This window comes from Hydrobacter penzbergensis (genome assembly GCF_900106985.1).
GTDB lineage: Bacteria > Bacteroidota > Bacteroidia > Chitinophagales > Chitinophagaceae > Sediminibacterium > Sediminibacterium magnilacihabitans.
The window spans coordinates 71,684-92,452 of the sequence record NZ_FNNO01000007.1; the positions used below are offsets into that span (position 1 = coordinate 71,684).

At 42.5% G+C, this 20,769-nt stretch carries 18 protein-coding genes; 7 read left to right on the forward strand and 11 right to left on the reverse strand.

Translation table 11 applies throughout. The features are described 5' to 3' along the window. Positions 1 to 98 precede the first annotated feature (98 nt). Genes BLU98_RS09105 through BLU98_RS09120 form a run of 4 tightly spaced genes read right to left on the reverse strand, consistent with a single transcriptional unit; the run spans position 99 to position 3,970 of the window. Positions 99 to 1,025 carry a 1-phosphofructokinase family hexose kinase gene (locus BLU98_RS09105; RefSeq protein WP_092723720.1) on the reverse strand — a complete coding sequence of 309 codons (927 nt, stop codon included), beginning with the start codon at positions 1,023 to 1,025 and terminating at the stop codon, positions 99 to 101. Between the two features lie 5 nt (positions 1,026 to 1,030). Then, positions 1,031 to 2,032: a 2-hydroxyacid dehydrogenase gene (locus tag BLU98_RS09110; RefSeq protein WP_092723721.1), complete on the reverse strand. Its 1,002-nt coding sequence runs from the start codon at positions 2,030 to 2,032 to the stop codon at positions 1,031 to 1,033. An 11-nt stretch (positions 2,033 to 2,043) separates the two neighbouring features. Then, positions 2,044 to 2,871: a universal stress protein gene (locus BLU98_RS09115; RefSeq protein ID WP_092723722.1), complete on the reverse strand. Its 828-nt coding sequence runs from the start codon at positions 2,869 to 2,871 to the stop codon at positions 2,044 to 2,046. Between the two features lies 1 nt (position 2,872). Further along, entirely contained in the window at positions 2,873 to 3,970 is a 1,098-nt protein-coding gene (locus tag BLU98_RS09120) for a baeRF3 domain-containing protein (RefSeq protein ID WP_139173874.1), read from the reverse strand. Between the two features lie 217 nt (positions 3,971 to 4,187). On the opposite strand from BLU98_RS09120, the gene BLU98_RS09125 reads away from it, so the two are divergent. Both BLU98_RS09125 and mgtA read left to right on the forward strand, forming a co-directional pair. Further along, complete coding sequence (locus BLU98_RS09125) at positions 4,188 to 5,012, forward strand: putative universal stress family protein (RefSeq protein WP_092723724.1); 825 nt, start codon at positions 4,188 to 4,190, stop codon at positions 5,010 to 5,012. 1 nt (position 5,013) lies between these two features. Continuing rightward, complete coding sequence (mgtA, locus tag BLU98_RS09130) at positions 5,014 to 7,545, forward strand: magnesium-translocating P-type ATPase (RefSeq protein WP_092723725.1); 2,532 nt, start codon at positions 5,014 to 5,016, stop codon at positions 7,543 to 7,545. Here mgtA and BLU98_RS09135 read toward each other — a convergent pair. Both BLU98_RS09135 and BLU98_RS09140 read right to left on the reverse strand, forming a co-directional pair. Further along, positions 7,529 to 8,581, reverse strand: a complete 1,053-nt coding sequence (locus BLU98_RS09135; RefSeq protein WP_257574854.1) for a type-X family DNA polymerase — start codon at positions 8,579 to 8,581, stop codon at positions 7,529 to 7,531. The two genes, mgtA and BLU98_RS09135, sit on opposite strands and share 17 nt — an antisense overlap. Positions 8,582 to 8,605: 24 nt before the next feature. Next, positions 8,606 to 9,253, reverse strand: coding sequence for a BON domain-containing protein (locus BLU98_RS09140; protein ID WP_092723726.1), 648 nt, complete (start codon positions 9,251 to 9,253; stop codon positions 8,606 to 8,608). Between the two features lie 195 nt (positions 9,254 to 9,448). Between BLU98_RS09140 and BLU98_RS09145 the strand changes: the two genes are divergently transcribed. Further along, complete coding sequence (locus BLU98_RS09145) at positions 9,449 to 9,661, forward strand: dodecin family protein (protein ID WP_092723727.1); 213 nt, start codon at positions 9,449 to 9,451, stop codon at positions 9,659 to 9,661. Positions 9,662 to 9,707: 46 nt separating this feature from the next. Here BLU98_RS09145 and BLU98_RS09150 read toward each other — a convergent pair whose 3' ends face one another. The 3 genes from BLU98_RS09150 to katG all read right to left on the reverse strand — a co-directional run bounded on the left by BLU98_RS09150 (position 9,708) and on the right by katG (position 13,708). Then, positions 9,708 to 10,547 carry a universal stress protein gene (locus BLU98_RS09150; protein ID WP_092723825.1) on the reverse strand — a complete coding sequence of 280 codons (840 nt, stop codon included), beginning with the start codon at positions 10,545 to 10,547 and terminating at the stop codon, positions 9,708 to 9,710. Positions 10,548 to 10,579: 32 nt separating this feature from the next. Further along, positions 10,580 to 11,419, reverse strand: coding sequence for a universal stress protein (locus tag BLU98_RS09155; protein WP_092723728.1), 840 nt, complete (start codon positions 11,417 to 11,419; stop codon positions 10,580 to 10,582). Positions 11,420 to 11,491: 72 nt separating this feature from the next. Next, on the reverse strand, positions 11,492 to 13,708 hold the full coding sequence (gene katG, locus BLU98_RS09160; RefSeq protein ID WP_092723729.1) for a catalase/peroxidase HPI: 2,217 nt from the start codon (positions 13,706 to 13,708) through the stop codon (positions 11,492 to 11,494). A gap of 483 nt (positions 13,709 to 14,191) precedes the next feature. Here katG and BLU98_RS09165 point away from each other — a divergent pair, with 483 nt between their 5' ends. Together BLU98_RS09165 and BLU98_RS09170 are read left to right on the forward strand one after the other, a co-directional pair. Next, positions 14,192 to 15,184 carry a PDDEXK nuclease domain-containing protein gene (locus tag BLU98_RS09165; RefSeq protein ID WP_092723730.1) on the forward strand — a complete coding sequence of 331 codons (993 nt, stop codon included), beginning with the start codon at positions 14,192 to 14,194 and terminating at the stop codon, positions 15,182 to 15,184. Positions 15,185 to 15,298: 114 nt separating this feature from the next. After that, positions 15,299 to 15,997 carry a response regulator transcription factor gene (locus BLU98_RS09170; RefSeq protein ID WP_092723731.1) on the forward strand — a complete coding sequence of 233 codons (699 nt, stop codon included), beginning with the start codon at positions 15,299 to 15,301 and terminating at the stop codon, positions 15,995 to 15,997. 54 nt (positions 15,998 to 16,051) lie between these two features. Here BLU98_RS09170 and ruvB read toward each other — a convergent pair whose 3' ends face one another. Further along, a complete protein-coding gene (ruvB, locus tag BLU98_RS09175) occupies positions 16,052 to 17,083 on the reverse strand; it encodes a Holliday junction branch migration DNA helicase RuvB (protein ID WP_092723732.1) in 1,032 nt (343 codons plus the stop codon). 87 nt (positions 17,084 to 17,170) lie between these two features. Here ruvB and BLU98_RS09180 point away from each other — a divergent pair, with 87 nt between their 5' ends. Further along, positions 17,171 to 17,599, forward strand: a complete 429-nt coding sequence (locus tag BLU98_RS09180; RefSeq protein ID WP_026769021.1) for a MarR family winged helix-turn-helix transcriptional regulator — start codon at positions 17,171 to 17,173, stop codon at positions 17,597 to 17,599. Between the two features lie 59 nt (positions 17,600 to 17,658). Next, positions 17,659 to 18,546 carry an NmrA family NAD(P)-binding protein gene (locus tag BLU98_RS09185; protein WP_092723734.1) on the forward strand — a complete coding sequence of 296 codons (888 nt, stop codon included), beginning with the start codon at positions 17,659 to 17,661 and terminating at the stop codon, positions 18,544 to 18,546. A 37-nt stretch (positions 18,547 to 18,583) separates the two neighbouring features. On the opposite strand, the gene BLU98_RS09190 is transcribed toward BLU98_RS09185, so the two are convergent. Continuing rightward, positions 18,584 to 20,764, reverse strand: a complete 2,181-nt coding sequence (locus tag BLU98_RS09190; RefSeq protein WP_092723735.1) for a S9 family peptidase — start codon at positions 20,762 to 20,764, stop codon at positions 18,584 to 18,586. Positions 20,765 to 20,769: the final 5 nt, after the last annotated feature.

Below are 20,769 nucleotides of genomic sequence, written 5' to 3' on the forward strand. Positions count from 1 at the left end.
TGATGGTATTGATATAGATACAAGCTATCTATCGGTTGGCGCATATTAAATGACAATACTCATGAGGGCTCATGATCATCATCATATTCAAAGACAGATTATTGTGTAAGAAGTAAATATAAACGATCGGCATCTCTCTTGTGGCACAACTCGGTTCCGGGGTTCATGGTGGCAGCGGTGCCACAAGCTACGCCATATTGCAATGCCTGTTTCAGGCTGCTTCTATTTGCCAGACTGTACACGATACCGGCAACCATACTATCGCCGGCCCCTACAGTACTTTTTACCTTCACCTGGGGAGGCGTTACACTATAGGTCTCATCCCGAGTAACCAGGATAGCTCCGTCTCTACCCAGTGAAACTACGATCACCTCGCATTGGTATTGCCGAATAACCTCCTTTGCTGTTTTTTCAACCTGGTCAATTTTGATTTTGGGTACTCCAACCAATGTACCTAGCTCAGCTAAATTTGGTTTGATCAGGTAAGCGCCCAGGGTAACGGCTTCTTTTAATGCATCTCCGGATACATCAACAATAAGTTTTGCGTTTTTCTTTTTAGCACTTCGTGCTAACTGTGCAAAAACAGTAGCGGAAACACCTGGTGGCAGACTCCCGCTTAGAACAATAAAGCGAACATCCGCCGTTTCATTCAGGGCATTAAGGCATTGTTTCCACTCGTTCTTGCTCAATTTTCCGGCAGGCATACCCAACCGGTACTGATTGCCCGTACCCTCATCCTTGATGATGAAATTCTCTCTTGTTTCATTAGCAGTATCGATAATAACGGTATGAATGTTTTCTTTTTCAAGGAGGTGAGCAAGAAATTTACCTGTACAGCCGCCAGACGGTAATATGCAGGTTGCATTTCCCCCTATCTTTTTTATCGCCCTCGCTACATTGATACCTCCTCCGCCAGGCTCCAGTTTTATTTTTGAGCAACGTAGTTTATTCTCGGGAATTAAGGCGGGAATTGATGCGCTTTTGTCTATACAGGGGCTGAAAGTAATGGTAACTATGAAAGACATAAAGATCAAATTGCTTTGAGCCTTAATTCATGTTTATTGATTTTCCCTTTTTTCCAGCAATCGATATTATAAAAGGTGGTTGCTGCAATATTGGCCAGCGCTTCGTTTGTCGCAAACGCCTGGTGTGGAGTAATGAGTACATTGGGCATATCCAGTAATTTCTTCAACAGAGGATCTTCCAGGTTTTTTCCTGAAAGATCATTAAAAAAGAGGCCCCTTTCATTTTCATATACATCGGCTCCATAGTAACCTATCTGACCGCTCTCTAATCCTGCAATGACATCGGCGGTATTCACGCAACCACCACGGCAGGTATTTATAAGCATGACGCCGCGTTGCATGAGGTCAATGAATTTCTTATTGATTAAATATTTTGTCTGGGGTGTAAGACAAGTGTGGATGCTGATGATATTAGATTCACTGCATAACCTCTGAAGAGAAACGTACTCAAATCCATATTGTAGTTTCAGTTTTTCGTTCTCCAGGATGTCGTGTGCCAATAGATGACATCCAAATCCATGCAATATTTTAATCAGTACACCGCCGATTTTACCAACCCCGATGACACCGATGGTTTTGTTGTGCAGATCAAATCCTATCAGGTCAGAAATAGTGAAATTATGCAGATGCACTTGCTTGTCTGAAAGAATAATTCTTCTGTTCAGAGATAATATCAGCGCAACAGTATGTTCGGCAATAGCATATGGAGAATAGTCGGGTACATTAGCTACTCGTATTCCCAATTCCGCCGCTTTCTTCAAATCTATGTTGTCGTGCCCGGCAGCACGGATAGCAATAAATTTTACTCCGTTTTGATGCAATCTTTTCAATACATCCGCGGAGCCGTCGTCTGCTGTAAAAACACTGACTGCATCATAGCCATCCGCTTCATCGGCAGTTTTCAACGATAATGGCGTTTCTGTAAATGAAATATCATTATGAAGCAGATTAGCCTTTAATAGATAAGACTGCTCGAAATCTTTTGTGCTGTAAAAAAGTGTTCTCATTTTAACGGATTCTATTCATGAATGGCCACAACAGGTACATGCGTATGAAGTACGAGTCGTTTTGAATGGCTGTATTGAAATATTTTACTGATAAGACCGTGTTTTTTGGGAATGATGATGAGTAAATCAAGCTTGTTCACTTCTGCAAATTCAGCAATTCCCTGCTCAACGGCCGGTTTATTGATGAAATGGTACTTAGGATGCATCTCGCCAAGCATTTCCTGCAACAGGCCGGACTCCGCTATGGTTTCAGAGCTGAGTGCCTCTTTGGTTTTATCGCTTACATGCAATACATGCAGTTCTGCCTGGAATTCTTCAACCCATTTCTGGATCTCTTTTACTCGCACTGATTCTATCACTTCTCTGAAATCGCAGGCGAGCCCGATTTTCCTGATGTTTTTGAATTTTACCAACGGTGGCACAATCAATAGTGGCCATTGCACCTGCTCTAGGGCGCCGGTTGTTTTGCCGCCAAATAAAAAGCGCTCGATTCCGTTGGCGGTTCCTGCTCCCATCACTACGGCAAATGGCTTAATGGTTGCACAATAAGTTGTTAACTTGGAAAGCACACTACCCATCTCTATTTCATTATGGATAATTGTTTTTCCTCCTGTTCGGACTAATAATTTTTCTTTGAGCTTCTCCATCTCCTGTTGTACCTCCTCTTCTATTAGTTCAGTGCTATAGGGGGGCATAGGTACTTCTCCTACAGGTATGGGAATGGAATAAACGTGAAACAGCGTCAACCGGGCGCTAAGCATGCAAGCCATGTCGGCTGCATAGTCCACAGCATTAAGGGAAACCGGTGAAAAATCGGTCGGAGCAATAATCGTTCTCATATTAATAAAATTTAATCAGTGCAATATGATGGTAATCTTTCAACAGGTCATTATCTACAAACTCCACATCGCCGCCGTGTTCAAGCACTGCTTGTATTACTTCATCTACTGCATCCTTGATGGTTGAAAATTTATTATAGGGTTTAGAGGGCATATAGATGGCCCCATTACTGCTGCCACGCTGCGCCGCACACATATAGTCCTTTTCAACCACGAGCAAACGTCCATTCCGGCCCCTGGCTTCCTTCCATACCTCTCTTATTCCAATGCCTAATTTCTTTCTGCCGGCAGCGTCTTCTAACTGATTCAACAAGTCTTTTTGAATTATTCTTTGCCAATCTTCCATATATGGCTCGAGGACCCCTGCCAGCTCCTGTACCGGGGTATCTTCATAATTTCCATGTATATATTGAACAACGGCTTTTGAGTGCCTGGTGAGGCTTTTAAAATGCCCCGATATCCTTTTAGGTCCTAACAAAAAAAGAGGTAGTCGGTAGGCATTGAGGATCAACTCCAGCGTATTATCGATATGATGGAGGAACTTATCCATCACTATTTCTTTACGGCTGGAAGCGTCTGAAAAATTCGCCACCTTTTCCGGAATGTCATTTATATAGGCGTATATCGATTCAGGAGCGTCTGATAAGATTTTGACAAGCGTATTAGATTTGCCTAAATACACCTTGCTTTGCTTGCCACTGATAATCAAAACAAGGTATTGACGCAACTGCTTTTTGCTGTATACCAGGTCGCGTATTTCAAAAGAATCGCTGACGATAACTTTTTGCATAACAGGTATAGCGAGGTATAATACTTTCTCAAATACAGGCGATAGATATAGAGCAATACTTTTTTTGTTTGTACTGAAATTCAAATTGGCTATCAATGTTTTTAGTTTATCCATCATTAACTCAACCATTTCGGCGGGATAATTATTCTTCAGCTCCTGTTCCACTTTATCGGTAGCAAGTTTCAATGAATATGTCAATTCTGATTTCGCGTTCATTCTAGGATCAAAGGGCAAAATAATTGACACAGCTGGACGATAATAAATCGCTCCCATTACTTCGCTTAGTGCTGGTGTCATAACAGGATTCATAGTATACGGTTTAAGAAAACAAAGCTAACCTTGGGCATCCCCTGAAATCATGACCAGCATCATCAAAATATTTGATTGTTCTCAGGTAATAATATTCGGCAACAGTAAAACTTTCGCCGAGATAGTCATTACATGACAAAGATTAGCCATTAAGCTGCACCTGGTCAGCTTTTATGATATCACCTATTGGTAGTTTTGGAACGCTAATCAAAATAATATGAGAAAGATATTAATAGCATTTGACGGAGTGCATTACTCAGATTCTGCTCTTTCATTTGCCGCCAAACTAAATGAAAAGGCGCAGGTGCTGATTGCCGGTGCCTTTTTGCCCCAAACGAATATTGCTAATTTGTGGCTTTATTTTGGAACTGGTGTATCAGGGAAGGAATTGCTTTCCCTGGCTGGGGAGGATGAAAAGGAAGCAATACAAAAAAATATTACTCGTTTCGAACATTATTGTATTGATCATGGAATTGAATACAGGGTTCACAAGGATTATTTAGATTTCGCTATTCCGGAATTAATAAAAGAATCACGGTTTGCAGATCTCCTGATCATCAGCAGTGAATCTTTTTATGCAAGCATAAAAAATGAGCCGAATGAATACCTGGAAGAAACCCTGCATGATATTGAATGCCCGATCATCCTTGTCCCGGATCAATTTGAATTTCCCGCTTGTAATATTCTTGCTTATGACGGAGGGGAATCTTCTGTGCATGCTATTAAACAATTTTCCTACCTTTTGCCGGAACTAACAAGCAATGAAACAATGCTGGTTTGCGCAAATGATAATGTAAACGAGCCGCTGCCAGATGAACTGAACATGGCCGAATTGGCTGCCCGGCATTTTAGCAGTTTCAGTTTGCTCAAATTTGAGCCGGATCCCAAAAAATACTTTAATACATGGCTGAGTGAAGAGAAAGCTGCTATTCTTGTAAGTGGCGCTTACGGACGGTCATCTTTATATCGTTTGTTTCATAAAAGCTTTATTGCAGAAACCATAAAAGAGCATCAAATCCCGATTTTCATTGCACATAAATAATATGGACAATTTCTCCATTTCTTCATTGCCGATAGAACAATTGTATATCGAGCTGCAATCTTCTGCAGATGGTCTCACAGCAGAACAGGCTTCAAAACGAAATAGAGAAAGACTTAAATCAGATAAACCCGAAACCAGGTTCAGAAGGGAGTTACGGATACTGCTTCGACAGTTTCTTAACCCATTAGTGCTGCTATTGGCGATTGCAGTGATTCTGGCAGCCATTTTAGGCGAATCATCAGATGCATTCATCATCCTTTTTATTCTTATGATAACCGGCCTGGTGGGATTCTGGCAGGAAGCAAATGCCGGACGGGCTTTTGAGAAGTTACGAAAAATGATTGAGAACAAGCATGATGTTTTGCGGGAAGGCCGGGAAATTCAGGTAACATCGCAGCAAATTGCATCTGGCGACATTTTGTTGCTTAAGGCTGGCGATATTATTCCGGCAGATTGCAGGATTGTTGAAAGTAACGAACTTCATGTTAATGAAAGCACATTGACAGGAGAGTCTTACCCGGTTGAAAAAATGATTGGAGAAGTGCCGGATAATGCCTCTTTGACAAAAAAACATAATTGTTTATGGCAGGGGACTAATGTAGTGAGCGGAACTGCCAAAGCATTGGTAGTGCAAACAGGAAACCAGACTTATTTTGGGAAGATGGCACGTAGCCTTGCACAAACCCCTGAAACAGCATTTGAAAAAGGCATCAGGCGTTTCGGTTATTTTCTTTTACACATCACTGTTATTCTTTCACTTGTAATATTGATAGCCAATCTGTACTTTAAAAGGCCTCTGTTTGGCTCTGTTCTGTTTTCTCTTTCCCTGGCCGTTGGCATGGCGCCGGAACTACTGCCCGCTATAATGACTTTCGTTATGTCGGCCGGGGCGCGGCGAATGATGAAGAAAAAAGTTATTGTAAAAAAGCTGTCTTCCATCTTCAACTTTGGGGAAGTGAACATATTATGTACCGACAAAACAGGTACAATTACAGAAGGAAATATAAAAGTAAAAGGCATAGTTGGCATAAATGGAAAAACAAATAACCAAATACAGGTTTATGCATGGTTAAATGCCTCTCTTCAGAATGGATTTACCAACCCTATTGATGAGGCTATTAGCTCATTAAACTTTAATCTGCCAGGATATGATAAGATCAACGAAGTACCATATGATTTCATACGCAAACGACTTAGTGTTGCAGTTGAGTACAATACCCGGCGTTTTTTTATTACAAAAGGGGCCTTTGTTAATGTACTGGATGTATGCAGTCAGTTCCAATCAGAAGATTTGCAGGTAAAGCCGCTTGATGATTCAATCCGTCAAAAGATTGAACAACAGTTTGTCTTTTACAGCAAACAGGGTTATAGGACACTGGGACTTGCCTATAAGGAATTAATCGGCAACAAAGTGAGCCGGCAAGACGAACAGCAGATGACCTTTCTTGGGTATATTTTGCTGGAAGACCCTCTAAAAGAAACCACACAGTCATCTATCGAAAGATTAAAACAATTACAGATCAAAACCAAAATCATTACCGGTGATAATCAGCATGTTGCACTGAATATCGCCCGAGAAATTGGGATTGAAAATCAGATCATTCTCTCTGGCGAAGAAATGAACAGTCTCTCGCCCGAATCCTTAATGGTTAAAGTGGTAGAAATTGACGTTTTTGCAGAAATTGAGCCACAGCAGAAAGAGCTTATTATTAAGGCATTACAGAAATCTAAGTTCACTGTAGCTTATATTGGCGATGGTATCAATGATGTAGCTGCCATCAACGCCGCAGACATTGGCATTTCAACGAATAATGCAGTTGATATTGCAAAGGAGGCAGCTGATTTTGTCTTATTGGATAAGGACCTGGGCGTAATTGCCGATGGTATTGATGAGGGAAGAAAGTCCTTTGTCAATTCGATGAAATATATTTTCATTAATACCGGCGCTACATTCGGCAATATGCTCGGCCTGGCCGGAGCTTCTTTATTATTACCTTTTCTGCCTATGCTGCCCAAGCAAATCCTGCTTATTAATCTGCTCACCGATGTCCCTTTTCTAACCATAGCTTCCGACAACGTGGATGCTCAACAATTGGAAAAGCCCGGTAGTTGGGATATTAAAATGATCCGGAATTTTATGATCATCTTCGGCTTGCACAGCACTATATTCGACTTCCTTACCTTTTACGTCTTATATGTTCATTTAAAGCTTACAGACATTGCATTTCAGACCGGCTGGTTTTGGGAGTCAACCATTACCCAACTATTGATTACATTCATTATCCGCACCCGAAAACCCCTTTTTAAAAGTGAGCCGGGGCGGTTATTGCTCATAACAAGTATTATATCCTTAGCTATTACTATCTTACTCCCCATTTCACCTTTTGCCGGAATGTTGGGTTTTGTTGCTGGCAACTCTCAACAGCTATTATTCCTGTTTATTATCCTGGTAGCTTTTGTTGTAACTGCAGAGATAACAAAAATCATTTTCTTCAGATTCGGCAGTAATAACAGGTCTATAAAGCAGACTTAACCAGATCTGGTAGTTTATGTTCGTTTGCCAACTCAATTTCGTCCCTACCTTCTCTTAATTCAGGCGGAATATATTTCATACCAAACCGTTCATAAATACCTTGTTCGGTTTTGCCTGCTAGCTTTTCACCGGTTTTTACATCAAACAATCCATATTCATTGAGTTTCCATCCCTTCTCCTTTGCCAATAATCTTAATTTGAGGGTATGCTCTTTGGAGCCTGTGAAATACAGTAGGGCTGCTCCATACTCATCCACTTGTACAAGTCTTATGTCTACCTGTATATGGTTCTGCTTCAACAGAAAACTTACTTTAGTGTCGCCGCTTACCAGTATTCTTTCAATCTGTCCAATTTCTTTGATTCTATTTGTGATTCTTTTCCAATCCTGTTTTTGCGCACAAATCACCATATCGATATCACCTATTGTCTTCTTTCCTCTTCTCAGGCTTCCTGCCAGATCAGCCTTTACTATCCCATTTATTTTTTGGATTGTTTCAAGCAATTTAGTTCCTGCTTTCAGTCCGGTTGATAGCGGCACTCTTTCTTGTCCGGTCTTATATAGTTTCAAACCCCTCATCAGGTTTTCTAGTTTCTTTTCTCCTAATCCCTTGGCATCTTTCAATTTTCCGGATTCAATGGCCAAAATCAGGTCTTCTTTATTGCTTATATCGAAGTTTTCATGAAGTAGTTTTACAGTAGCAGGGCCAAAACTTGATATATTCATCAATTCCAACAGGCCTTTAGGGACTTCCCTCTTTAACCTTTCAAAGGCCGCAATTTTTCCAGTTCCCAGGTATTCAATAATCTTTTCTGCTATGCTGCTGCCAATATTATTGAGCCGATTCAACGATTTCGCATTGGCAGCATATATGCTTATATCATTTTTCAGGCTTTGGATGGTGCCCGACGCATTTTCATAAGCTGTTGAACGAAACCGTTGTTCGGGTCCCAAATACCGATAGCAGCCTGCCATTTGATGAAAGATATCAGCCAATTCCTGGTTGCGGGTTTTATTTGTCACAATCTGCCGCATCATTCAAGTACAGGACTCTGTAGTCTTTTAAATTCGCAGGTCATTTTCCACGCTGATAACGCCAGGGGCGTTCCACGCAGCAAGCTCCGCATCTTCTTTTTCGGCAAGTGAACGGACTTTTCCGCTAAGAACAACCTTGCTGCCGATAGTTTGCACAATTATGTTTTCAGCATCAACAGTGGCGCTTCTGTAAAGCGCTTCAATTATTTTTTGGTGAACACCAGAAGCAGTAAGCTTTGGTTTTATTGTTATCAGGTTCAAAACTGATTTTACACCGGTCAAATTTTCGATCGTTGATTTAACATTTGTGCGCTGGTACTCCCATTCCACTTCGCCTTCCAGTTGAACAACCCCATTTTCCACTTTTATTTTGATCTTCTCTTCCTGTATACTGGAATTCCATTTGAGTGCATTCAACACTGCTTCGGCGATTTCGGAATCGGATTTCTGAAATGAAGGAAAAACGCGCAACTGGATATCTTCAGCTACTGCTTTTACGCCGGAAATTTTTTTTACATCTTTTTCAGCAGCCATTTTTTTTGCGTAGCTGTTAACTTGCCCGGAAAGAGTTACAATTCCGTTCTTAACAGTTACGCCGATCTCGGCTGCATTGAGGGAAGGGTCCCATTTCAACTCTTCCATTACATCTTTTTGAATTTGAATATCAGTTTTCATAAGTAAAATATTTGAATGATTTAATGTTTATTATTTCGGAAAAATTATTTCCGAATTGTAACAAATGTATTCTAGTATTCATTTTTCCTTAATGACGTCAATTACATAATAGGGTGATATTCGTCATTGATTTAGCCGAATACCAGCGCTACCTTACTTCATGATTTTATTCACTCATCAGTAAAAAGAAATTCTATGTCAATCTTAAAAGTTATTGAAGTAATGGCTGACTCCAGTAAAAGTTGGGAAGATGCCGCGCAAAAAGCAATTACCGAAGCGGGTAAAACGCTGAACAATATCCGGTCCATTTATGTTAAGGATCATAGCGCAACTGTAAACAAGAATAAAATTGTAGACTACCGAATCACCGCCAAAATCAGCTTTGAGATTGAAAAGAAACATGGGTAATAAAGCAGGCTATTGTTAGAATTAAATTGTAGCTCTGTTTTATTCCTTATTTAATATGAGCAATAAACAAGGGCACCTGTAATTCCTTCATAATCATGTCAGCCATGCTGGGACGTAACCAATTACTTATCATTCCCCTGCTATAGGCTCCTAGTACCACAAGGGTATGATTGCCAGCCCGTTTCAGATAGGTATGAATTTTTGTTTCAGCTGAACCCTTTAAAATGGTATAAGATACTTCTGAGAAATGACGTTTCATAAACTCTTTCATCAATGCATTGTCTGGTAAATGCAAACTGTCATTTGTCCCTTTCACACTGACAACTTCAGTCGGTTTCTGTTTTAATGATGCTAGTATGTAACTGAACATTTTTATAGCATAAACAGACGATGCTTCCCCATTATAGAGTAGGACAACCTTATCGATTGGCTCAAAATGATGAGGCACCATTAACACAGGGCACTTTGTTTGACTGAGCAGATCGTTAATAAATTCACTGGGAATCTTTTCGGTATAAGCCGTTAAAGTTTCGGTATTATCTATCATTAACAGATCGGCATAAATGCTCTCGTGCAACAGCTCCTGTATGGCTGCGTTCCGGTCATGATGTACTGTATATTGCAATCCCGCATCCTGGCAGGCGATTTCAAATTTTTCAACCGCTTCCCTTCTAGTTGCTACGTCCTTTTCTTCTAGCTTCTTTTGTTTTGCATGGTAATTCTTATTTTCTGTAATAAGATTGTATATTTTGTAACTGTGATGCATAAAATCATCTAAAAAAACCCCAACGAGGTGAGCATTACTTTGATTGGCAAGCTCAATAGCATAATCTCTTACACTTTCCGAGAATCTCAAACCATCAAACGCAACAATAAATTTTTTCATAGCCCCGGTTTTTTTAATGAAAATATCAGGCATCAATGATGTGCAATAAAGATGGGCTGAGATGTGCCTTTTATTAAAAGCTCTGCCCGGCTATGTTTAAAGAATTGCGATAAGGTATTCCTGCCATAGGCTCCCATCACCAGAAAAATATTTTTTCTCCTGAGCAGATAATCAAACAAAACCGTGTTGGTATCTCCTTTCAATGCCTCGAAATGCAGATTGCCATAATGATCTTTTAACCATTCGGAAAATATATACTTGTCCCGGTCTTCCCATTTACCGGATTCATTGACTTGTATTATCGATACTTTTATTTCATGCAATTGAGGTAAGAGATAAGTAAATTGTTTGATAGCAAACACAGATGAGGCAGAGTCATTGTATGTAAAGACAACCTCATTGATTCCGTCGAAACTTTCGGGGGCTATCACTACAGGGCATTCGGCCTTTTGCAAAATATCTTTTACAAATTCAGTTGGACTGCCTTCATACCGTTTATTGAATGAAGTTTCAGCGTCAACGACAACCAAATCTGCAAACCTGCTTTCTTCAATCAATTCGTCAGCAGGCACACCTCTGTCTCTATGTACCCGGCATGTGATTTTTTCTCCTGTACATTTTTGCTTGAAAAGAGTGATATTTTTTTCTATTGCCTCTGCCCGTATTCTATATTCGGAAGATCTTTCATCTGCATGCCATTCCCGGTAGGGAGCACCTGGTATTTCTTTTAGTGCAAATTCATGTTGTGCAACAATATTTTCAAGAAAGATTCCAGTGATTTTAGACTTTGTTAACCGTGCCAGATAGCAGGCAAATTCGATGGCATTTTTGTCTGGATTTGCAGCTTCAATGGCCAGCAGGATCTTCTCCATATTTTTTTCGTAAAACTATAGATACGAAACTCCAGGACGTATGACAGGTATTAGGGAATAAGGTGATTGTGGTCAATCAAACCGGTCAAGGTTCATCACCTTAGTCCATGCTGCCACAAAATCTTTCACAAATTTCTCTCCTGCATCGGCGCTTGCATATACTTCGGCCAAAGCCCTTAATTCTGATTGTGAACCAAAGACCAGGTCGGCGCGCGTAGCTGTCCATTTTAATGCACCGGTTTTCCTGTCCTTCCCTTCAAACAACTCCTGGTGTTCATCCTTTGCACTCCAGACAGTGTTCATATCGAGCAGGTTTACAAAGAAATCATTGCTCAATACTTCTTTACGGCTGGTAAATACGCCATGCGCAGAACCATCAGCATTTGTATTCAATACACGCAAACCGCCAATAAGTACCGTCATTTCAGGAGGGGTCAATGTGAGCAGTTGCGCTTTATCAACCAACAAAGCTTCTGTTGATACAGAAAACTTTGTTTTCAGATAATTACGGAAGCCATCTGCCATCGGCTCTAATACTGCAAAAGACGCCACATCTGTTTGCTCCTGCAAAGCATCCATACGCCCCGGTGTGAAAGGAACTTTTATAGTATAACCTGCATCTTTTGCGGCTTTCTCCACACCTGTGCAGCCGGCTAATACAATCATATCCGCGATGGAAATCTTCTTACCATCTTTTTGTGCAGCATTGAAATCCTTTTGGATCGTTGTTAATTTGTCCAGCACCTTTGATAATTGCGCAGGATTATTGACAGCCCAGGATAGCTGTGGCGCAAAACGGATACGCGCACCATTGGCGCCGCCACGCTTGTCGGAGCCACGAAAGGTTGATGCAGAAGCCCAAGCTGTTGAGACCAGTTGGGAAACAGATAAGCCCGAATGCAAAATGGTACCCTTTATTGCTTCAACATCGCTTTCGTCTATCAATTTATGATCTACTGCTGGAATGGGATCCTGCCAGATCAATTCTTCACGGGGAACATCAGGACCTAAATACCTTGCACGAGGCCCCATATCCCTGTGTGTTAATTTAAACCAGGCCCTTGCAAATGCATCGGCAAACTGATCGGGGTTTTCCATAAACCGCCTGGCTATTTTCTCATACACAGGGTCCATGCGTAGCGACAGATCTGTTGTAAGCATTTTCGGTAAATGCTTTTTATTCGCATCAAATGCATCCGGAATCGTTGCCCCTGCACCTTTCGCTACCCATTGATGCGCACCTGCCGGGCTTTTTTCCAATTCCCATTCATAGCCAAATAAATTCCGGAAGAAATTATTACTCCATTTTGTTGGTGTGGTTGTCCATATTAATTCTAATCCGCTTGTGATGGCATCTGCGCCTTTTCCAGTACCGAATTTGCTTGCCCATCCCAGGCCCTGTTCTTCTATGCTAGCCGCTTCCGGTGCAGCACCTACAAGCGCTGCATCGCCTGCACCATGCGTTTTTCCGAATGTATGTCCGCCTGCAATCAATGCAACGGTTTCTTCATCATTCATTGCCATGCGCGCAAATGTTTCCCGGATGTCTTTTGCTGCCGCAACCGGATCAGGGTTGCCATCGGGTCCTTCCGGGTTCACATAGATCAGTCCCATTTGTACGGCAGCCAGTGGGTTTTCCAACTCGCGTTCTCCGCTGTAACGGCTGTTGGGCCCACCACTTAATTCCAGCCATTTCTTTTCATTTCCCCAATACACATCTTCTTCAGGTTCCCATACATCTTCACGTCCGCCAGCGAAGCCAAAAGTTTTGAATCCCATTGATTCCAGGGCAATATTTCCTGCAAGGATCATCAGATCGGCCCAGGAAATTTTGCTTCCGTATTTTAATTTGACAGGAAGCAGCAGACGGCGTGCTTTATCCAGGTTACCGTTATCAGGCCATGAATTAAGCGGGGCAAAACGTTGCTGACCCGCGCCCGCACCACCACGTCCATCGCCGGTTCTGTAAGTGCCCGCGCTGTGCCAGGCCATGCGAATAAAGAATGGACCATAATGGCCGAAATCAGCGGGCCACCAGTCCTGCGAATCTGTCATCAAAGCATGCAGGTCTTTCTTCACCGCTTCCAGGTCAAGGCTTTTAAACGCTTCGGCATAATTGAAATCCTTATCCATAGGATTGGATAACGCAGCATGCTGGCGAAGGGTGTTTAATTTTAACTGGTTGGGCCACCAGTCGCTGTTCTTTGTTCCGCTATTGCCTGTGTTTTGCTTTTTTAAAGTCCCGTTATGAAACGGGCATTTGCTGATATCGCCGTGCATGTTTTCCATATTTTACAATTTTCGTGGTGAGTGATTGATTGTTCAGCAATACGCTGTATTGCTGATAGCGTAACAAACTTATGATTCCTGAGGCATAAATTCAATCGATTAAATCTATACTATGATAGATGCAAGCTATTAGTTTATTAAAAGCGGTTGGGTATTTGTATAGTATCGCTGGAAAGCAGTCAAGATCTCTAAAAGCAGGTCAATACCACACTTTTTACAAGTTGCTGGGAAGTTCAAGCACTTGTATTGACTGTTTCGAGTAGCTGTATTGGAAACTTCTATCACCTGTATTGGATATTTCAAGCACTTGTATCAAACACTTCCATCACTTGCATCGAAGAGTCCAGTATGCCATCAATTGCATATTTGCGCTTGTAATGAACCGGTTCTCTCATTAACAGCAGATCATCAAATTAGGTATAAATACCTGATTTTGTTGTTGATGTCATGAGTAACATTGGCAAATAAAGACAACTCGATTTTATGACACTCACTACATCATTAATAGAAGAAATTAAAACGCTTATTCTTCTAAGCAGAGAGCAGGCCATACGAGCAGTAGATCAAACCCGGGTATTGATGTATTGGAATATAGGTAAACGCATTTTCGAGGAAGAACAGGCCGGTAAGAAGCGAGCAGATTATGGTTCTTATCTAATTAAATCCTTATCTGAAGCACTGCAACCGGAGTTCGGTAGTGGCTTTTCTATACGGCAATTAGAGCGATACCGTCAATTTTATCGGATGTTTCCAATTGCGTCTGCGCTGCGGGCGCAATTCAGTTGGACTCATTACAAACTCCTGATCTCTATTGAGAAGAAAGATAAAAGAGAGTATTACCAACTCGAGGCGTCCAGCAACAATTGGACTGCCCGACAGTTAGAACGACAAATAAATAGCCAACTATATGAGCGGCTTTTATTGAGCAATGACAAGGAAAGCGTCATAGCCGTAGCTCGGGGAGAAAAAACGCCATCCAATCCAACTGAAATAATCAAAGACCCAATGGTGTTGGAATTCCTTAGCTTAAAACACGAAGACGTTTATTATGAAAAAGATTTGGAATCAGTATTGATAACACATCTTCAGGATTTTCTGCTGGAACTAGGCAACGGCTTCTCTTTCTTGGCTCGGCAAAAGCGTATTCATATCGGCGGAGATGAATATTTTGTTGATCTCGTTTTTTACAACAGATTATTACAAAGTTTTGTGTTGTTTGAGATTAAAACACATAAACTTACCCATCAGGATATAGGACAACTTCAAATGTATGTGAACTATTATGACCGTTTAGAAAAACAGGATTTTGAAAACCCAACCGTAGGTGTATTGCTGTGTGCAGATAAAAATGATGCTATGGTGAAAATCACCCTTCCGGAAAACAACAAATCGATTGTGGCAAGCAAGTACCAGTTATACCTGCCAAGCGAGCAGCAACTACTAGATGAACTAAAAAACGAATTGGGAAAGTTCTAGGATTAAGCTATTTCACCCGCCTATCAACCTGATCCGGTCTTTTTAACAAAAGATTGCGGCTGCTAGGATATAAACTCGCAATGAATTATCTTTATTTGGCATAAATAACGTGTTATGGAAGATAAAAAGAAATACAAGATTCTCCTGTGTGAAGACGATGCGAACCTCGGAATGGTGCTGAAGAATTACCTGGAACTGAACGATTACGATGTAACGCTTGAAAGAGATGGCCGCCTGGGCCTGGCCGCATTTCAGCGCGAAAAATTCGATATCTGTTTATTAGATGTAATGATGCCGAATATGGACGGCTTTACCCTCGCCGAAGAGATCCGTGATGTGGATCCTGATATCCCCCTGTTCTTTCTCAGCGCCAAGACCATGAAAGAAGACATCATCCAGGGATATAAACTGGGTGCCGACGATTATATTACCAAACCATTCGACAGTGAAGTACTATTGCTGAAGATGAAAGCCATCCTGAAACGCAATGAAGAAGAAAGCAGGGTGAGTGAGAACATAGAATTCGACCTGGGTAAATACCATTTCAATCCCAAACTTCGTGAACTGAAACACGACGGATCGACCCAAACCCTTTCACCCAAAGAAAATGAACTGCTCAAAATGCTGGCCGAGCATAAAAACGATTTACTGCCTCGCGAAAAAGCATTGAAAAAGATCTGGGGCAGTGATACTTATTTCAATGGCCGTAGCATGGATGTATATATTGCCAAACTGAGGAAATACCTCAAAGAAGACGGCAATATTGAGATCGTGAACATCCATGGAAACGGATTCAGGCTCGTAGCTCCATAAGCTATATTGATAATAGGAAGACAAATGCCGCGGAAGATTTCTGCGGCATTTTGTTTAACTGAATAAGTTGGGATGATGGCCTGTATGGGGTTTCCGGCCCAGGTGCTCATAAGCCTTGGCGGTTACTTCCCGTCCGCGCGGCGTCCGCTGCAGGAACCCTTCCTGTATGAGGAAAGGCTCATATACTTCTTCAATGGTACCTGCTTCCTCGCCCACCGCCGTAGCAATAGTGGTAATGCCTACAGGCCCTCCTTTGAATTTATCAATGATAACAGCCAGTATACGGTTGTCCATTTCATCGAGCCCATGCTCATCTACATTCAATGCTTTCAATGCATGTTGCGTAATACCGATATCGATAACACCATCGTTCAATACCTGCGCGAAATCGCGCACCCTGCGCAGGAGTCCGTTCGCGATCCGGGGCGTACCTCGACTACGCCTGGCTATCTCTCCGGCGGCATCGCTGCTGATGGAAGCCTGCAATATAGAAGCGCTTCTTTCGATGATCTTTCTCAGTGTATCGGCCTGGTAATATTCCAGTCTTGATTTGATGCCGAAGCGCGACAACAACGGCGCTGTGAGCAAGCCGCTGCGAGTAGTAGCACCCACCAATGTGAATGGGTTCAGGTTGATCTGCACACTACGGGCATTTGGACCAGAATCGATCATAATATCGATGCGAAAATCTTCCATCGCCGCATAGAGATATTCTTCTACTACCGTACTCAACCGGTGTATCTCATCGATGAACAATACGTCATTGGGTTGCAGGTTGGTGAGCAGACCAGCTAAGTCACCAGGCTTTTCAATGACCGGACCGGAAGTTTCTTTGATGTTCACTCCCAGTTCATTGGCTACAATGCGGCTGAGGGTGGTCTTGCCCAATCCGGGAGGGCCATGGAATAAAATATGATCCAACGCTTCGCCCCTGAGCTTGGCCGCTTTGATGAAAATGACCAGGTTCTCGATCAATTGGGGCTGCCCCGAAAAATCATCGATCTCCCGCGGCCGGATGCTGTTCTCAAACTCTTTATCGGCCGAGGTTAAACCAGATGAATCACTGTTCAGGATGCTGTTGGACATACCTCAAAACTACAAAATACCGGCTATCTGTAAGGAAACTAAAATTTATTTGTACATACAAATAAAAGGTCTACTTTTGCAATGTCAATGAAAACTTCAGACAGTCAATATGCAGAATGCCTCTACTTTACTTCCAGCGCACTCGCTCGGAAAGTAGAGAAAATGGCCAACGAATGCTGGAAGCAGGTAGACCTTTCTCCCAGTCATGCGTACCTGCTCATGGCCGTACTGGAAGAGCCGGGTATGCAGCCCGGTAACCTGGCAGAACAGTTGCAACTCACGCCCAGCACCATCACACGCCTGATTGAAAAGCTGGAAGAAAAAAAACTGGTCATACGCACTACGGAGGGAAAACTCACCAATGTGTACCCCACTCCCAAAGCAAAAGACCTGCAACCGGAACTGAGGAATTGTGTGCATGAATTTCATACTAAATATACCAGCATCATTGGCAAAGAAGAGAGCATCCGGTTTGTGAAAACACTGACTAAAATTGCTGATAAACTGACTGATTGATTTTTTTTAACTCATCATTTGTATATACAAACTTAATATCAAACATTAAAAATTGAACCATGAAGTATGTGATCACCGGCGGAGCCGGAAATATTTCGAAGCCACTGGCATTGTCTTTATTAAAATTAGGACATAACGTAACAGTGATTGGACGCAACGAAGCCAACCTGAAAGTGTTAACAGATGCCGGCGCCATAGCAGCCATAGGCTCTATAGAAGACACCCATTTTCTTACCCGAACCTTTACCGGCGCAGATGCTGTTTACCTGATGATCCCTCCCATTTACGAAGTGACCCAGTGGAAAGCCTATATTGGTAAAATAGGAGAACATTATGCAACGGCCATCAAAGCCGCGGGCATCAAAAAAGCAGTTCTGTTGAGCAGTGTAGGTGCCCATCTTGCAGATGGCGTGGGTCCCGTAAGCGGTCTGCATCTCGCAGAAAAAGCATTGAGTGTTTTGAAAGATGTGGACCTTACCATTTTGCGTCCCGCTTATTTTTATCCCAATCTCTTTGCTAATATCGGTATGATCAAAGGCATGGGTATCATTGGCGCTAATTTCAGCGCAGGTGAAGGTAAATTTCCGATAGTAGATCCAATGGATATTGCAGCAGTAGCTGCGGAAGCATTAACAACACCTTACGCAGCAGGGCAGACCATTCGTTATATCGCCAGCGATGAAGTATCAACCGATCAGATCGCAGTCACACTGGGTAAAGCCATCGGTAAATCCGACCTCGCTTGGGTAACTTTTACCGATGAGCAGGCTTTGAATGGCATGATACAAGCCGGCTTGCCTGAAGAGATCGCCCGCAATTATGCCGAGATGAATCATGCATTGCATACAGGCGCTATGACAGAAGAGTATTTCAAAAACAGACCGGCTCTAGGCAAAACCAAGCTATCTGATTTTGCTCAAACATTTGCTCAAGCTTATAATTCCTGATAAACTTTGCCCCGGGCTTAAGCCCGGGGCAAAGAGTTTATTTCAATAATCCTTGAGGGATGGGTTTCTCTAATAAATATTTATAGATGAACCTAGTCTTGAGGTTGCTGAAATGAATATTCTTAGCCGGCAGGTTACCCCATCCATGCCTTCCGCCAGGATACAACATGAATTCAAAATTTTTGCCTTTGTCTTCCAGTGCACTTACCAGTTGCAAGCTGTTTTGCATGTGTACATTGTCATCGCTGGTGCCATGAACAATTTGCAGCATTCCTTTATACTGCCCTGCATAAGATAATACACTGCTGGTTTGATAACCTTTGGGGTTGTTCTGCGGAGTGCCCATGTATCTTTCGGTATAATGACTGTCGTACAAATGCCAGTCAACCACACTACCACCGGCCATGCCATGGGTAAAAACATCCGCGCCATAAGTAAGCGCATAGCAAGTCATATAACCACCATAGCTAAAACCGGTGATACATATTTTAGAAGGATCGGCTTGTCCGTTTGCAATGAACCATTTTACCATGGTCTTATAATCGGCCATCTCCCAGTAACCCAGGTTGTGGTACATATAATTCACACCTTCTTTTCCAAATTGTCCGCTTGCCCTATGATCAAATGAAACCTGTATCAATCCTTCACTGGCATACCATTGGCGGTTGGCGCTCCAGGTCCAGCTATCCCATACAGTGCCCGCATTGGGACCACCATAGATACTGATGAGCATGGGATATTTTTTATTAGGATCCATATTTTCAGGCCAGGTTACATAAGCAGGCAGATCGTATTTACCGTCTTCGCTTTTGATGCGTATGATTTCTGTTTTAGCAACTTTGTAACTATCCATTTCGGTTCCGCGCATATCTCCCAGTTCCCTGACAATCTTTCCATTATGATCTGCCAGTGTCATCCTGGTCGGTGTAGTGGCATTGCTATAGGTGGTAATAAAATAATTACCTGCGGGGGATAAGCTGATGGAGGCATGGTTGTAATCGCCGAAAGTCAGTCGCTTCAACTCCGATCCATTGAATTTGATGCTGTAAAAATCTGTGTGCGCTGTATTCTCACGTCCGCGTGCAGTGAAATAAATCACCTGGTTCTTCGGGTCGATGTATCGGATGCCCAGCACAGTGAATTTACCATTGGTGATTGGATATTTCAACGTTCCATCCATGCCATACATATAAAGTTGGTTCCAACCGCTATTATCGCTTTGTGCGATATATCCTTTCCCGTCTGGCAGAAAATTGATGCGGCCACCCACCCTGTCTTCCAGGTCGATCCAGGTAGATTGCACTTCGTTATACACTTCATTTTTTTGCCCATTGGTCATATTCACTTCATAGATCTTCAGGTTTGTCTGATCGCGGTTCATCCAGGGAAGCCATAACTGGTTAGTGCCGGGGCACCATATAGGCCAGCCGAAATACTGGTCATCTTTTGCATTGAAATCGGCCCATACGGTAGTGCCTCCTTCAGGAGAAACAATACCCAACTTTACTTCCGGGTTTTTATCTCCTGCTTTGGGATAACGCGTTTCTTCCAGGTATCCGTGTTGTCCTTCGCTCACATAGATGGGGAACATGGGCACCATGCTTTCATCGAAGCGCATATAAGCCAGCTTGCGGCTGTCGGGACTCCACCAGAATGCGCGGTAGCGCGTAGACCGGCCGAATATCTCTTCGTAATATACCCAGCTCGCATAACCATTCAGTGTGGTGCTGCTGCCATCGGTAGTGAGTTGTGTTTCTTTATTGGTAAGCAGGTTATAGGTGTACAGGTTATTGCTCCGTGTATAGGCAACATAATTGCTATCGGGCGAAAAGATTGGGTTCTTTTCTTCTGCGGGATCGTTTGTGAGTTGTTGATCCACACCATTCCGGCGATACACAACATCATTGTTCTTCACAAAAACAAACCTGCCAAAGGAAGAAGATTCAGGCGCTATTGCAGGTACATCTGTTGTTGCAGTATAGCTGCCCTTGACAACATCCAGCAAATAATTTTTTGCAATGGTATCGGCAAGCATGCGTTGCCTTAGTATCACATGTGTATCGTCTGTCCATTTTACCACAACAGGCAGTTCATTCAAAAAATTCCTGGGCGCTTTACCTGCTATCAGGTCGTTACGGTCAAACGCTTTGGGCTGTTTTTGGCTGTGCGCTGCAGTTGTAAAAGCCAGGGCACACAACAACAATCCGGAGGTTCTCATTTTGG